The organism is Ornithinimicrobium kibberense (genome assembly GCF_006519705.1).
GTDB classification, from domain to species: domain Bacteria; phylum Actinomycetota; class Actinomycetes; order Actinomycetales; family Dermatophilaceae; genus Ornithinicoccus; species Ornithinicoccus kibberensis.
In genome coordinates this window covers 295,651-309,373 of the sequence record NZ_VFXM01000001.1, presented here as the reverse complement: position 1 = coordinate 309,373, position 13,723 = coordinate 295,651, and the positions used below count along the sequence as shown (strand labels likewise).

12 protein-coding genes are annotated in these 13,723 nt (G+C 74.0%); 6 read left to right on the top strand and 6 right to left on the bottom strand.

Features of this window, described 5'->3' with window-relative positions:
* On the top strand, positions 1 to 575 hold a 575-nt coding region (locus tag FJR00_RS16155; RefSeq protein ID WP_420359007.1), incomplete at its 5' end, for a hypothetical protein.
* A gap of 634 nt (positions 576 to 1,209) precedes the next feature.
* Here FJR00_RS16155 and FJR00_RS01440 read toward each other — a convergent pair.
* From FJR00_RS01440 to FJR00_RS01430, 3 genes are all read right to left on the bottom strand, one after another.
* Entirely contained in the window at positions 1,210 to 3,225 is a 2,016-nt protein-coding gene (locus tag FJR00_RS01440; protein ID WP_141337127.1) for a heavy metal translocating P-type ATPase, read from the bottom strand.
* 9 nt (positions 3,226 to 3,234) lie between these two features.
* Positions 3,235 to 3,486 (bottom strand): heavy-metal-associated domain-containing protein, encoded by a 252-nt coding sequence (locus FJR00_RS01435; RefSeq protein WP_141337126.1) that lies wholly within the window; start codon positions 3,484 to 3,486, stop codon positions 3,235 to 3,237.
* 122 nt (positions 3,487 to 3,608) lie between these two features.
* Positions 3,609 to 5,324, bottom strand: coding sequence for an NAD-dependent malic enzyme (locus FJR00_RS01430; RefSeq protein ID WP_141337125.1), 1,716 nt, complete (start codon positions 5,322 to 5,324; stop codon positions 3,609 to 3,611).
* Positions 5,325 to 5,388: 64 nt separating this feature from the next.
* Between FJR00_RS01430 and FJR00_RS16150 the strand changes: the two genes are divergently transcribed.
* The 4 genes from FJR00_RS16150 (at position 5,389) to FJR00_RS01410 (ending at position 9,441) form a co-directional block, all read left to right on the top strand.
* On the top strand, positions 5,389 to 7,596 hold the full coding sequence (locus FJR00_RS16150) for a PEP/pyruvate-binding domain-containing protein (protein WP_141337124.1): 2,208 nt from the start codon (positions 5,389 to 5,391) through the stop codon (positions 7,594 to 7,596).
* Complete coding sequence (locus FJR00_RS16145; protein ID WP_337678378.1) at positions 7,530 to 7,697, top strand: PEP-utilizing enzyme; 168 nt, start codon at positions 7,530 to 7,532, stop codon at positions 7,695 to 7,697. Before FJR00_RS16150 ends, FJR00_RS16145 begins: the two co-directional genes overlap by 67 nt.
* Positions 7,698 to 7,921: 224 nt before the next feature.
* Entirely contained in the window at positions 7,922 to 8,821 is a 900-nt protein-coding gene (locus tag FJR00_RS16470) for a transglycosylase family protein (protein ID WP_141337122.1), read from the top strand.
* Positions 8,822 to 8,928: 107 nt separating this feature from the next.
* Positions 8,929 to 9,441, top strand: coding sequence for a DUF3806 domain-containing protein (locus tag FJR00_RS01410; RefSeq protein ID WP_141337121.1), 513 nt, complete (start codon positions 8,929 to 8,931; stop codon positions 9,439 to 9,441).
* 15 nt (positions 9,442 to 9,456) lie between these two features.
* Here the strand turns inward: FJR00_RS01410 and FJR00_RS01405 are convergent, their stop codons facing one another.
* The 3 genes from FJR00_RS01405 to FJR00_RS01395 form a co-directional block, all read right to left on the bottom strand.
* Positions 9,457 to 10,524: a polysaccharide deacetylase family protein gene (locus tag FJR00_RS01405; RefSeq protein WP_141337120.1), complete on the bottom strand. Its 1,068-nt coding sequence runs from the start codon at positions 10,522 to 10,524 to the stop codon at positions 9,457 to 9,459.
* 76 nt (positions 10,525 to 10,600) lie between these two features.
* Positions 10,601 to 12,376 (bottom strand): NAD-binding protein, encoded by a 1,776-nt coding sequence (locus tag FJR00_RS16465; RefSeq protein ID WP_141337119.1) that lies wholly within the window; start codon positions 12,374 to 12,376, stop codon positions 10,601 to 10,603.
* Between the two features lie 33 nt (positions 12,377 to 12,409).
* The gene (locus FJR00_RS01395) at positions 12,410 to 12,796 is read right to left on the bottom strand and encodes a DUF6394 family protein (RefSeq protein ID WP_075958215.1); all 387 of its coding nucleotides are present in this window, start codon (positions 12,794 to 12,796) and stop codon (positions 12,410 to 12,412) included.
* Between the two features lie 98 nt (positions 12,797 to 12,894).
* On the opposite strand from FJR00_RS01395, the gene FJR00_RS01390 reads away from it, so the two are divergent.
* On the top strand, positions 12,895 to 13,602 hold the full coding sequence (locus tag FJR00_RS01390) for a SprT family zinc-dependent metalloprotease (protein ID WP_141337118.1): 708 nt from the start codon (positions 12,895 to 12,897) through the stop codon (positions 13,600 to 13,602).
* Positions 13,603 to 13,723 lie beyond the last annotated feature (121 nt).

The following is a 13,723-nucleotide window of genomic DNA, read 5'->3' as shown; positions in this document are numbered from 1 at the left end:
CAGGTCGGGTCGGGCTGGAACGGGTTCACCACCCTGCTGCCATGAACCGACGCCCCTCGGACGGGTCGCACCCATTTCTCGCCCCCCTCCTCGTCACGCTCCTGGCGGCGGGCTGCGCCCGGGAGACCGGTACTCCCAGCCGACCGACGTTCCCCTCCCCTCCGCCGACGACGTCCGTCAGGTCCGATCATTCCGACCCGCCGGACGCGCCTCGGTTCCGTTTCGACTGCGCGACGATCGACGGCAGGAGTTTGCCGCCGCTGACCAGCCTCGACGAGGTCTGGGCGGCCCCCGACTACCTCCAGATCGAGTCCTGCGCAGTGCTCCTGCTGGGCGCCGACCCTGGGCTCCTGCCTACGGAGGAAGCCGCGGTCGAGGTGGCCGCCCCGGAGACGTCCGACCCCTTGGTCGTTGTCGAGGACCTGCTGAGCACCTGCACCCGACTCCCGCCCGAGGGCGGTCCGCACACCCTGCCCAGCCCGACCCTGCGAGCCGCACTGATAATCTGCCCGGACGCTCCGCACGCGGACCTGATGCGCGACGAACTCGCCTCACGAGGGGAGAAGGAATCCTGATGTACCTGTCCCCGGGTCGGCCGAGCCGGCGCGTCGTCCTGCAAGGGAGCGCAGCAGGCATCGGGATGCTGGTCGTCGGGGCCCACCTGCACGACCGCACCCGGTCTGCGATCGCGGCCCCCGTCCCCGCGGCACGGTACTGGTTCCGATGCTGGGGACCGGGCCACCTCAACGGAGACTACTCGTCGATCGAAGAGGTCTGGGCCGCGCCGGGGTACACCGAGCTCGAGAGCGTCGAGGTGAGTGTGCTGGGGAGGGGCCCGCACCAGCTGAGTCCCGCCGAGAACGCCGCTGTGGAGGCTGTGGAGCGAAGGACGAAGCGCCCGTTCCCCGACCGTTCCCGCTCGGTCCTTGAGGCCCTTCGTCTCTGCGCCCGGACCCCGCCGGGCCGTCTTGAGCGCGAACTGGGCGCGGCCGGACCCCCCGTGGTCTGGCTCGGCGTCGAGATGTATCCCGAGGCGCCCCAGGCTGGTCTGCTCCGCCGTTGGCTGGTCGCCAACTCGTAGGCGGGAGGCCAACGGCGTATACCCGCCGCGGACGCGCTGACCAGGGGACGAGGAAGGACCTCCATCGCCCTGTCCGGCGATGGAGGTCCGACCTACCCGACCTCACCCCGTGGGGCCGGGCGGGACCGTCAGGCGCTGACAGGGTTCGAGGCCTGTGCCTGCCTGACGGTGCCGGCCGACGGTGCGTCGTCCTCCGACGGGGCGGCGCCGGCGGAGCGGCCCGGGCCGCGGTGGTCGTCCTGCGACCGGACGTCCGTGCCGCGGTGGCGGCGCAGCAGCCGCATCGCGTTGACGATGACGACGAGCACCGAGACCTCGTGCACGAGCATGCCGATCGCCATGGTGACGCCGCCGAAGAGCACGCCGGCCAGGAGCGCGGCGACCGTCAGCAGCGCGACCGCGATGTTCTGCCGCATGGTGTTGACGGTGCGGCGGGCCAGCGAGACCGCCTCGGGCAGCTTGAGCAGGTCGTCCTTCATGAGCGCGATGTCGGCCGTCTCGATGGCCACCCCGGTGCCCGCTGCACCCATCGCCACGCCGATGTCGGCGGTGGCCAGCGCAGGGGCGTCGTTGACGCCGTCGCCGACCATGGCCACGACGTAGCCCTGGCGCCGCAGGTCCTCGACCGACTCGAGCTTGTCCTCGGGCAGCAGGCCGGCACGGACCTCGTCCACCCCGACGGCGGCGCCGACGGCGCGGGCGACCGGCTCGATGTCGCCGGTCAGCATGACGACCTTCTTCACGCCCGCGGCGTGCAGGCGACGCACCATCTCGGGGGCGTCGTCCCGGACCCGGTCGGCGACGGCCACGACGCCGAGCACGCGGCCGTCGCGGGCGACGACCATGGGGGTCCGGCCGGCGGCGGCCAGCTCCTCGACGACCTGCGCCGCGCGGGAGAGGTCGCCCCCCGACGCGTCGGTCGCGGCGGCGTCCTGCTCCTCCGCGACCAGAGCCAGGTTGCCCACGGCCACGCGCGAGCCGTCCAGCGTGGCGACGACGCCCTTGCCGGGCACCGGCTCGGTGTGCTCGGGCAGGCCGGGGACCTGCAGGCCCTCGGCCGCAGCGGCCTCGAGGACCGGGCGGGCCAGGGGGTGCTCCGACCCGGCCTCGGCGCGGGCGGCCAGCTGCAGCACCTCGTCGCGGTCGAGGTCGCCCAGGACCACCACGTCGGTCAGCCGCGGACGGCCCTCGGTGAGGGTGCCGGTCTTGTCCAGCGCGACAGCGTCGATCTTCGCGGAGGTCTCGAGGAACTCCCCGCCCTTGATGAGGATGCCGTCCTTGGCGCCGCGGCCGATGCCGGCGACGATCGAGACCGGGATGGAGATGACCAGCGCACCGGGGCAGCCGATGACGAGCAGGGTCAGCGCGAGGACGACGTCCTGCGTCAGCAGGCCCACGCCGAGCGCGAGCACGATGATCGCGGGGGTGTACCAGGCGGAGAACCGGTCCATGAACGCCTGCGTCCGCGCCTTGGCGTCCTGGGCCTCCTCGACCCGGTGGATGATGCGGGCCAGCGTCGTGTCGGCGCCCACGCCGGTCGCGGTGACCTGGAGGAACCCGCCGGTGGCGATCGTGCCGGCGAACACCTGGTCCCCGGCCGACTTCTCGACCGGGATGGACTCGCCGGTGATGGAGGCCTCGTCGAGGGCCCCGGTGCCGCCGGACACGGTGCCATCGACCGGGACCTTGGTGCCGTTCTTGACGAGGACGGTCTCGCCGGTGCCCACCTGGGCGGCCGGCACCTCGACCTGCTCGCCGTCGCGCAGCACGACGGCGACGTCGGGCGCGACCGCGACGAGCTCGGCCAGCGCCGACCGGGTCTTGTTGAGGGTGGCGGCCTCCAGGGCGTGGCCGACGGCGAAGAGGAAGGTGACCGCCGCCGCCTCCCAGTAGTTGCCGATGATCACGGCGCCGATCGCGGCGATCGAGACGAGCAGGTCGATGCCGACGACGCGGGCGGTCAACGCCCGCCAGGCCTTGAGCACGACGGGGGTCCCGGCCACGACGGCGGCGAGGATCATCAGCACGTCGCCCCAGCCCGGCAGGTCCGGCACCCGGCTCAGCACGAGCGAGGCGAGGATCGCCGACCCGGAGAGCGTGGGCACGGCCCACCGGCCGTGCAGCCAGGTCTGGATCTGGTGCATGCGCGGGCCTCAGAAGGCGGCGGGGCGGGCGGTGTAGCCGGCCTTGGCGACCGCGGCCACGAGGTCGTCCACGCTCACGCGGGCCTCGTCGTGGTCGACCTCGATCCGGGCCGATCCGAAGTGCACCTTCACGGACTCCACGCCGGCGAGGCGGCCCACCTGCTTCTCGATCTTGGCCACGCAGGAGGGGCAGGAGAAGCCCTCGGCGCGCAGGGTGGTGCGGGTGGTGGTGGTCGTCCGGTCGGTGCTCGCGGTGGTCATCACGGCGTCCTTTCGCGTGGTGTCATGTCCCCGTTCGGGGCTGATGACCTCACGCTACGGACGTTGCGCCCCCGGTTCCTTGACCTAGGTCAAGTCCGGCACGGACCGGGGCGTTCCTGCCCTCAGATCGCCTCGACCTTCGGGTAGCGCGGCTGCCACATCCGTTCGTAGACCTGCTGGACCGGGTCCGTGAGCGGCCGCTCAGCGACGCCCTCCTTGGCGGCCTGCCTGGCCACCTCGATCGCCACCGTCGCCGACACCAGGCGCAGGTCGCCGATCCCGGGCAGCAGCGGGGCGCCCGGACGCCAGGCGTTGACGAGCCCGGCCAGCGCCTGCGAGGCGGCGGCGATCATCCCAGGCGTGATCCGGGTCGCCCGGCAGGCGGCCACGCCCAGGCCCAGGCCCGGGAAGATCAGCGCGTTGTTGGACTGGGCGATGGTGTGCCGGATGCCGTCGTGGGTGACCGGCTCGAACGGGCTCCCGGTGGCCACGAGCGCCTTGCCGTCGGTCCACCGCAGGATGTCGGCAGGCGTGGCCTCGGCGCGGCTGGTGGGGTTGGACAGCGGGAAGATGATCGGCCGGGGGTTGTGCCGGGCCATCTCCTCGACGACCTCCTGGGTGAAGGCCCCGCCCTTGGTGGAGGTGCCGATGAGGATCGTCGGCCGCACGTTGCGGATGACGTCGAGCAGGCCGATGCGCTCGGGGTCGGCCACGTCCCAGTCCGCCACCTCCTCCCGGCGCCGGGCGTAGACCCGCTGGAAGTCGTGCAGGGTGTCGTCGTCGTCGACGTAGAGGCCCTGCAGGCCGATGGGCCAGAAGTGGCTGTAGGCCTCCTCCTCGGTCCGGGCGGCGCGGGTGCGCAGCATCTGGTCCTTGACCAGGTCGGCGATCCCGATGCCGGCGCTGCCGGCCCCGAAGATGACGATGCGCTGCTCGTCGAGGCTGGTGCCGGTGACGTCGACGCCGGCCAGCAGGGCGGCCAGCACGACGGCCGCCGTGCCCTGGATGTCGTCGTTGAAGGTGCACACCTCGTCGCGGTAGCGCTCCAGGATCCGGTGGGCGTTGGCGGTGCCGATGTCCTCCCAGTGGATCATCGCGTGCGGGAACAGCTTGGTCACCGTCTGCACGAACTGGTCGACGAACTCGTCGTAGCGCTCGCCGCGCACCCGGGCGTGCCGCTCGCCGAGGTACATGTCGCTGGAGAGCAGACCGAGGTTGTCGGTGCCGGTGTCCAGCACGATCGGGATCGTCCGGCGCGGGTGGACCCCGGCCGCGGCGGTGTAGACGGACAGCTTGCCGATGGCGATCTGGATGCCGCCGATGCCCTGGTCGCCGATGCCGAGGATGCCCTCGGAGTCGGTGACGCACACCAGGTCCACGTCCTCGGCGTCCAGCCCGTAGTTGCGCAGCCCCTGCTCGACCTTCTCCGGGTGGTCGATCGACAGGAACACCCCGCGCGGCCGGTTGTAGGTGTGGCTGAAGCGCTCGATCGCCTCGCCGATCGTCGGGGTGTAGACGACCGGCAGCATCTCCTCCAGGTGGCTGGAGAGCAGGTGGTAGAAGAGCACCTCGTTGCGGTCGCGCAGGGCGTTGAGCGTGAGGAACTTGCCGAGCATGGTCTTGGTCGACCGGAACTGCTCGTAAACCCGCTGGGTCTGGTTCTCCAGCGTCGTGAACGCGGTCGGCATCAGACCGTCGAGCTCGAGGGCCTCGCGCTCCGCCTCGGTGAAGGCCGTCCCCCGGTTGGTCATCGGGTTGGACAGCACCGCCCGTCCCCGGGTCCGGATCCGCAGTGGCGCGTTGCCGACTGCGGTGGCCTGCTCGTACTCCCGCTTCATGACCCCACCTTCCCACCTTCGCCGCCCCGCGCCAACGGCCCCCCGACCCCCTAGTGTCGGGGACATGAGCGGCGACCTCGTCCTCGACCTCGGGTCGGTCGGTGCCGCCGACCTGCCGAGCGTGGGCGGCAAGGCGGCCGGCCTCGGGGAGCTGCTCGGGGCGGGCGTGCGGGTCCCGCCCGGGTTCGTGGTCACCACCGACGCCTACCGGTATGCCGTGGGCGCCGCCGCGTCGGTGCCCCAGGTGCTGGACACCCCGGTGCCGGAGGACCTCGCGGAGGCCGTGCGCACGGCATACCGGGGTCTGGGCGGCGGGCCGGTCGCGGTCCGCTCGAGCGCGACGGCGGAGGACCTGCCGGGGGCCACCTTCGCCGGGCAGCAGGACACCTTCCTCGACGTCGAGGGCGCCGACGCGGTGCTCGACGCCGTCCGGAGGTGCTGGGCCTCCCTGTGGTCGGAGCGTGGGGTGGACTACCGCGAGCGGCTGGGCGTCGACCCGAGGTCGGTGGCGATGGCCGTCGTCGTCCAGCGGATGGTCCCGGCCGACACCGCCGGCGTCCTCTTCACCGCCGACCCCGTCACCGGGCGACGCGACCGGGTCGTCGTCGACGCGGCCCGCGGGCTCGGTGAGGCCGTGGTGTCGGGACGGGTGACCCCGGAGCACCTCGTCGTCGCCGAGGACGGGGCCGTGGTGGAGCGGAGGGCGGGCGGGGACGGCCAGGTGCTCACGGACGGGCAGGCGGCCCGGCTGGCCCGGGCCGGCCGGGCGGTCGCCACCTCCCTGGGCCGGCCGCAGGACGTGGAGTGGGCGTTCGCCGGCGGCGAGCTCGTCGTCCTGCAGGCCCGGCCGATGACCGCCCTTCCCCCGCCGCCCGTCCCGCTGGGCAGGTTCCAGCGGATCCACGGCCCGGTGATCCTCGAGCTGCTGCCCCGCCGCCCGCTGCCGCTGGAGCTCACCGCCTGGATCCGGCCGACCGTCGGCCGGCACGTGGAGGAGATGGTGGGGGGCCTGGCGGGCGTCGTGGTCCGGTTCGCCGACGTCCTCCCGGCGCAGGACGCGGTCGTCCAGCAGTTCGTCCCGGCCGCGCCGCGCCCCACCGTGCGGACGCCGGTCCGGGTGCTGCGGTCCATCGTGCGCGGCCTGCGGTCGGACCCGAGGGAGTGGGTCGACGACCCGCGGCTGGCCGACTACCGGGCCGGGGTGGCGGCGCTGGACGCCCTCGACCCGGAGGAGCTGGCCTGGGAGGAGCTCGTGGCCGTGCCGCGGCGGGCCGCCGAGCTCGTCGACCTGGTGACGGCCGTCCGGGTCGCGCACCTGCCGGCCGGGTTCGTGGCGATCGGCCGCCTCCTCGTCGTGTCCGCGCTGACCGGTCGACGGAGCGCCGTCGCCGACCTCCTGCTCGGCGCCCCCACGCGGACGCGGGCGGCCAACGAGGAGCTGTCCGCCCTGGCCCGGGAGGCGGCGACGGTCCCCGGGCTCGTCGACCTGCTCGGGAGCGACGGGCCGGTGCAGGTCGAGGACGTCGCGGCCCTGGCGGGCGCGCAGCGGTGGGTCGACCGGCTCCGACGGTTCCTCCAGGCCTACGGCCACCGGGAGACCACGAGCCTGCTCCTCGTGCACGACCCGACGTGGGGACGGTCCCCGGCGACCGTGCTCGGGCTGGTCCGCGCCCTCCTCCCGGCCGAGGGGACACCGGCGCCCCCCGGGGGTGCTCCGGGCGCCGGCCGGCGAGCTGGTGCAGCGTGCGGCGGCCGGCACGGCCCTGCGGGAGGACACCCACTTCGAGCTGAGCAGGACGATGCCGGCGGTGCACCGGGCGCTGCAGGAGGCGGGACGTCGCCTGGCCGCCGACAGTGTGCTGGACGACCCGGAGGGCGTGTGGTTCCTCACCCTGGACGAGCTCACCGCCCGGGACGGTCCCTGGCCGGGTGCGCTGCGGGAGGCGGCGGCCCGGCGGCGCGCGGCCTACCAGGAGCTGGCGGGCAGCCCCCTCATCGCGACGACCACCCTCTACCCCCGGCGGGAGGCGTCCGGCGACGTCCTGGCCGTGGGCACCCCGGCGGGCGGAGGCCGGGCGACCGGCCCGGTGCGGGTCGTCGCGGGGCCGGCCGAGTTCGGCCGTCTGCGCCCCGGGGAGGTGCTCGTGTGCACGTCGACCAACCCCGGGTGGACGGCCCCTGTTCCAGCGGGCGGCCGCCGTCGTCGTGGATCACGGCGGGATGGCCTCGCACGCCGCGATCGTGGCGCGGGAGTACGGGATCCCGGCGGTGATGGGCACCGGGACCGGCACGCGGGAGCTTCCCGACGGCCTGCGGGTCGTCGTCGACGGGGACCGTGGCGCGGTCTGGGCGGCCCCGTCAGACCCGGTGTGATGGGTCTCACAACCACGTCGGATCACCGCAGATCACGGAAAGATCACGAAACGATCACGAGGAAGTCTGGATGGTTCCTGGCAGAAGGCGGTTTGCCTTTCCCAGGACGAGACCTCACCGTTGGGAGCCGTGCCACCCTCCGGGTGGCCGTCGCACGTCATCGCCGTCGGGCGTGACTCCCGACCGGCAGACCCTGACCCCTGTTCCCCGTGAGGTACCCACGCATGAAGCACCGCACCACCACGACCACCCGCACCCGCTCGTTCCGCGTGTCCTCCGTGGCGGCGGCCGCGGGCCTGGCCACCATGGCCGGCATCGCCACCTCCGGCCCGGCCTCCGCCGCCGACGGCGCCACCTGGGACCGCGTCGCGGCCTGCGAGTCGGGCGGCGACTGGTCGATCAACACCGGCAACGGGTTCTACGGCGGCCTGCAGTTCGTCCAGAGCACCTGGGAGGGCTTCGGCGGGCTCGACTACGCCCCGCGCGCCGACCTGGCCAGCCGCGAGCAGCAGATCGCGATCGCCGAGAACGTCCTGGCCGTCCAGGGTCCGGGCGCCTGGCCGGTCTGCTCCGTACGGGCGGGCCTGACCGCGGGCGGCTCCAGCGCCCCGGCCCCGGCCCCGGTCGAGCAGCCCAGCGAACCGGTGCAGGAGCCGGTCGAGACCCAGTCCGCCCCGGTCGAGCCCGCGCCGCAGCAGCCGGCCCCGGCCCAGCCCGCCGCGCCCCAGCAGCAGGCCCCCGCCCAGCAGGCCCCGGTCGAGCAGGCCGCCCCGGCCCCGCAGGCCGCCCCGGCCCCGCAGGCCGTCGAGGTGGCCCAGGACGTCGTCGAGCACGTCATCGCCCGCGGCGAGACCACCTTCCTCATCGCCCGCGACCACGGCAGCACCGTCTCCGAGCTGGTCGCGCTCAACGACCTCGCCGACGGCGGCCGCCTCATCTTCGCCGGCGACGTCATGCTCATCCCGGCCGACGGCGCCGAGGGCGCGACGATCACCGTCGAGCGCGGCGACACCCTCGCCGCCCTGGCGCAGGAGCACGGCACCACCGTGGAGACCCTGGTCTCCCTCAACGGCATCGCCGACGCCGACCTCATCATCGAGGGCCAGCAGCTCACCGTGGGCTGATCCGGCCCCCTCCCGCGGCGCCGTCGCGTCCCGTCCCGACGCCGCTGCATACCCCGACCCGCCCCCGCACCAAGCGTGCGGGGGCGGGTCGGTCGTAGTCTGGGCAGATGGGCCTGTTCGACCGCGTCCGCCGCGCCGCCTCCGACCTGTCGGAGCGGAGCAAGAACCCCACCGAGACCCGGGTGCGCACCCTGCCCGACCCGGGCGCGTCCACGACCGAGGACCTGCCGCTGACCCCCGAGTCGCGCAAGCTCGGCCCGGAGGAGCGCGAGGGGATCGACGCCGGGCTCGCGGCGCTGGCGGACGAGGGGGTCGACGTCGACGACCCCGCCTCGATCGGTGCGGGCCTCGACCGCGCCCTGGCCCGGTGGCTGAAGGACAAGGCCGAGGACCACGACGCGATCGTCGAGCGCTACGCCATCGCCGTGGGCGAGCACCTGCACCGGCACACCGACCTGGCCTGGGAGGTCGTCACCGACGTCTTCGGCACCGACCTGGCCGTCGCCGCGGGCGACTTCGTCGTGGTCCCCAGCAACCTCGTGGCGGTCCGCTGGATGCGTCGCGAGACCGGCTGGGTGCCGGGGGTCGTCGGGCACATCGTCGAGGTGCGCAGCCGCTGAGGCGGTCCGCTCCGGTCACCGCCCCTCGGCCAGCAGCTGCGGCACCGTCGTGAAGCCGTAGCCCAGCGCCCGGAGGTCGGCGATCATCCCCGGCAGCGCGTCGGCGTCGAGGGTGGAGCCGTCCTCCGGGTGGGCGCCCACGTGCATGAGCACGACCTGGCCGGGTCGGGCGGTGTCCAGCACCCGGTCCCGGACGACGGCGGTCGTGATGCCACCGCTCGTGCCCTGCCACCCGAGGGTGTCCACCGTCCAGCGGATCGGCACGTAGCCCTCGTCGTTGACCACCTCGATGTCCAACGGCGTCCGGTCGCCGAACGGGAACCGGAACAGCGGCGCCGTCGCCCGCCCCGTCAGGGCCGAGATGGCCGCGTCGGCACGCACCAGCTCGTCGTGGATCTCGGCGTTGGTGGAGTCGGGGAAGGACACGTGCGTGTCGCTGTGGTTGCCGACCGGGTGGCCGGCCCGGGCGATCGCGGTGACGCCGCCGGGGTAGGCCCGGGCGAAGTCGCCGGTGACGAAGAAGGTGGCCGGCACGCCCTCCTCCCGCAGCGTCCCCAGGATGGAGGTCAGCGCGGCGTCCGAGGCCCCGCCGTCGAAGGTCAGCGCGACGACGGCCCGGTCGGTGTCGAAGGCCTCGACGTCCAGCCCGGCCCACTCGCCCACGGTCGTCCACGGGTCCGGCAGCGGGACGGACGGCGTCGTGGGGGTCGGCGCCGGCGTCGTCGGCGAGGGCCGCACCGTCGGGGACGGGGAGGGGTATGCCGTGGGCGCCGGTGCCGTGGTCCGGTCCGGCGAGGTGGGCACAGGGGAGGTGGGGGCCGGTGAGGTGGGCGGTGCCGTGGTCGTCGTCGCGGACGGGGACCGGGACTCCGAGGGGGAGGGGGTGGGGGTGGGGTCGTCCGCGCTGGGAGCAGGCGCCGCGCTGGGCGTGCCGCTGGGGGCGGTCGTCTGTGCCGCGTCGCCGGGCGGGTCGTCGCCCCCGCAGGCGGCGAGCGGCCCGGCCAGCACGCCGGCCAGCAGCAGGGGGAGGAACGCGCGGACGCGCCGGGGGGGTCGACGGGGGGAACGGGCGGGGCCGGTCATGGTGCACCTCCGAGGGCGACGGTGCCCTCACCTCCAGTGTCCTCCTCCGACGGGTCGGACGCCAGGGTCCGGAGGCTCAGGCGGCGACCGACCCCCGACCGCCCGGAGGACGCTTCCGCGCGCGGCGGGCGACCCGTTTCTGCCAGACCCGGAACACCCAGGCGGTGGCCACCTCGCGCCCGGTGGCGACGTACTCCACCGCGGCGTCGTGGAAGACGGTGGAGCGCACCAGCGCCAGGTCCTGCTCCTTGCCCAGCAGCAGCAGCGTGTCACCCTCGGCCAGCGGCTTGTCGAGGTCGGGGGTGAACATGCGCCGGCCCTCGCGGACCAGCACCGCCGGGTAGACCGCGAGCCGGACCGTGCGGTCGTCGGGGTCGCGGAGCAGGTCGCCGAGGGTCAGCTCCTGGGTGCGCATCCACCGGACCGCGGCCGGGGCCGACCGCTGGTCGACCTCGACCCGGGTGCTGACCGGGGTGGCGTCCCCGACGACGGCCACGATCTCGTCCATCACCTGGGCGTCCCAGTCGTCGTCCTCGTGCAGGACGTGGTCGATGAAGCTCCAGTAGTTGGGCGAGGTGATCCGCGCGACCGCCTCGCGGGCGAGCAGCTCGGTGGGCACGAACACCGAGTCGGCGTCGAAGGCGCGCAGCGGGGCGTGGTTGACGGCCGAGTTCTGCCGGACGGCGATGAAGAGGTTGTCGTTCTCGATCCGGGCGTGCGCGGCCATCGCCATGTTGACGATGTCCGACTCGGCACCGGCGATGAAGCCGACCGCGTCGCTGACGTCGGGCCGCCCGTCCGCCGGGTCGACGAGGACGACGTCCAGGCCGGCGCTCTCCAGGTCGCGGGTGACCTCGAAGCCGAAGGTCCCGTCGGCCGAGACCACCCAGTGGCCGTCGGTGAGGTGCTCCAGCTTGTGCGGCAGCTCCGAGCCGCGCGGGCTCATCAGCCAGGAGGCGAGGCGGAAGCCGGAGGGCCGACGCAGCGCCATCACCAGGTAGGCGCCGTAGCGGTCGAAGGGGTTGATGACCACGTCGGCGGCGAAGTCGTGCATCTGCTGGGCGTGCTCGCGGTCGCTGCACCGGGCGATGACCATGAGCTCGGGCCGCAGCAGGTTGACGGTCATGACGACCGAGAGGTTGGTCTCGTCGTTGTCGGTGAGGGCCAGCACCGCCTCGCAGTTGGGGTGGCCCAGCCCGGCCATGCCCAGGATGCGCGGGTCGCGCCCGCTGGCGGCCATCGCCGGCACGTCGGTGGTGTAGTTGTCGAGGGCGAGGTGCTCGATGCGTTCGGGGTGGCTGTCGAGGACGACGAAGTTGCGGCCCTGGTCCTCCAGGGCCCGGCACACGGCCTCGCCGGCCTGCCCGTAGCCCACGACGAGGACGAAGGGCTCCTGGATGGCCCGCACCTTGCGGGTGAACCGGTTGAGCGCCAGCGCCCGGCGGAAGGTCTGCTCCTGGGCCAGGGACAGCAGGGCGCCGATGGAGTAGGACCAGGCCACGACGCTGGCGTAGATCGTCAGCGTGACCCAGATGCGCTGCGGGTAGGAGAAGGCGTGCGGCACCTCGCCGTAGCCGATCGTCAGGCCGGTGTAGCTGATGACGTAGAAGGAGTCGAAGACCGAGAGCCGGTCGGGGTTCTCCTCGGTCCCCGGCATGAGGGACAGGCCGAAGGTCATCACCGCGAAGACCGAGACGAGGACGACGAGAGGGGTGCGCACCCGGCGCAGGATGAGGAAGACCGCGTCGGTGCCCGGCGGCTCGGCGGGCACGTCGACGCGGACCCGGCGCAGGCTGTCGGGCCGGGCGCGGGCGGGGGTGCCGCCTCGGAGGAGCTGGAGGAGGTTGGCCATGGGGTATGCGGTGCAGCCGGGGCGGCGGGCGCGTCAGCGGCGCCGGTAGGAGACGGTCTCCATGATGAGCAGGATGACCGAGACGAAGTTGGCCAGGAGCGCCCCGGCGGCGATCGAGACGACGCTGGCCATGTGCTCCCCCGTCAGCCCGCCGGCGTCGACGTGCGAGCCCCAGATCCACACGAGGGCGGCGATGATCAGCTGGATGCTGGCCACCAGGCTGGTCGCCAGCTGGACCGCGCCGATCTGGGTCCGGTCGCCGAACTTGAGGATGGTGGCGATGATGTTGACGGCGACGGCGGCGTAGAGCTCGTAGACGTTGTGCAGCCTCGGGTTGTCGATGTCACCGACCACGTACCCGAAGTTCAGCGTCGCGGCCAGCAGCACGAAGAAGCCGAAGACGACCTTTTCCCGATTCACGACCCTGACCATACTCGCCGGGGCCCGGCCGGGCGGGGTTCCGCGCACCGCCCGCACGGGTGGAGGGTCCGTCGGTGGTCCTGGCTAGCATCGCGGCCATGGAGCTGGGGAGGGCGGCGCGGATGGCGCGCGAGACGATGGACGAGCACGGGCTGGACGGGTGGACGTTCGCCTTCGACAGGGCACGCGTGCGGGCGGGCGCGTGCCACTTCCGCGACCGGCGGATCACGCTGAGCCGGGCGATCACGGCGGCCCAGGACGAGGCCGAGGTGCAGGAGACGGTGCTGCACGAGGTGGCCCATGCCCTCGTCGGTCCCCGGCACGGGCACGACGCCGTGTGGCGACGCACCGCCAGGTCGATCGGGGCGACGGGGGAGCGGTGCTACTCGGTGGACCAGCCCGTCGTGCCGGGCAGGTGGCAGGGCCGGTGCGCGGCCGGGCACGTCGTGCACCGGCACCGCCGCCCGGAGCGGCTGCTGCTGTGCGCCCGCTGCCGCGGGGTGCCCGACCGGGACCGGGCGCTGTGCTGGAGCCTGGACGGCCGGCCGGTCCCGCCGGAGCAGCTCGGCCCCCAGGTCGCCCAGGGCTGGCGGCAGCTGCAGGACCCGTCGGCCGCCGCCGGTTCCGACGGTCGGCCGCCCGGCACGCTGCGCCCCGGCGAGCTGGTGCGCATCACGGCCCCCGGCCGCTACCACGGCGTCGCCGCCCGGGTCCTCTCGCGCGGACGCACCTGCTACACGGTCCAGGCGCCGGGCGTGCGGCTGCGCGTGCGGTTCGAGGCGGTGCGGAGCGTGGAGCCGGCGTGAGACGGACGGAACGCCAGGCGGGGGGCGGGGGGAGGGCCAGCGACTGGAGGGAGGAGACGGACGACGGGACCGTGACCAAAGCGTGACCTGGCTCCCGCGACGTGAACCTGCCCACTGAGTA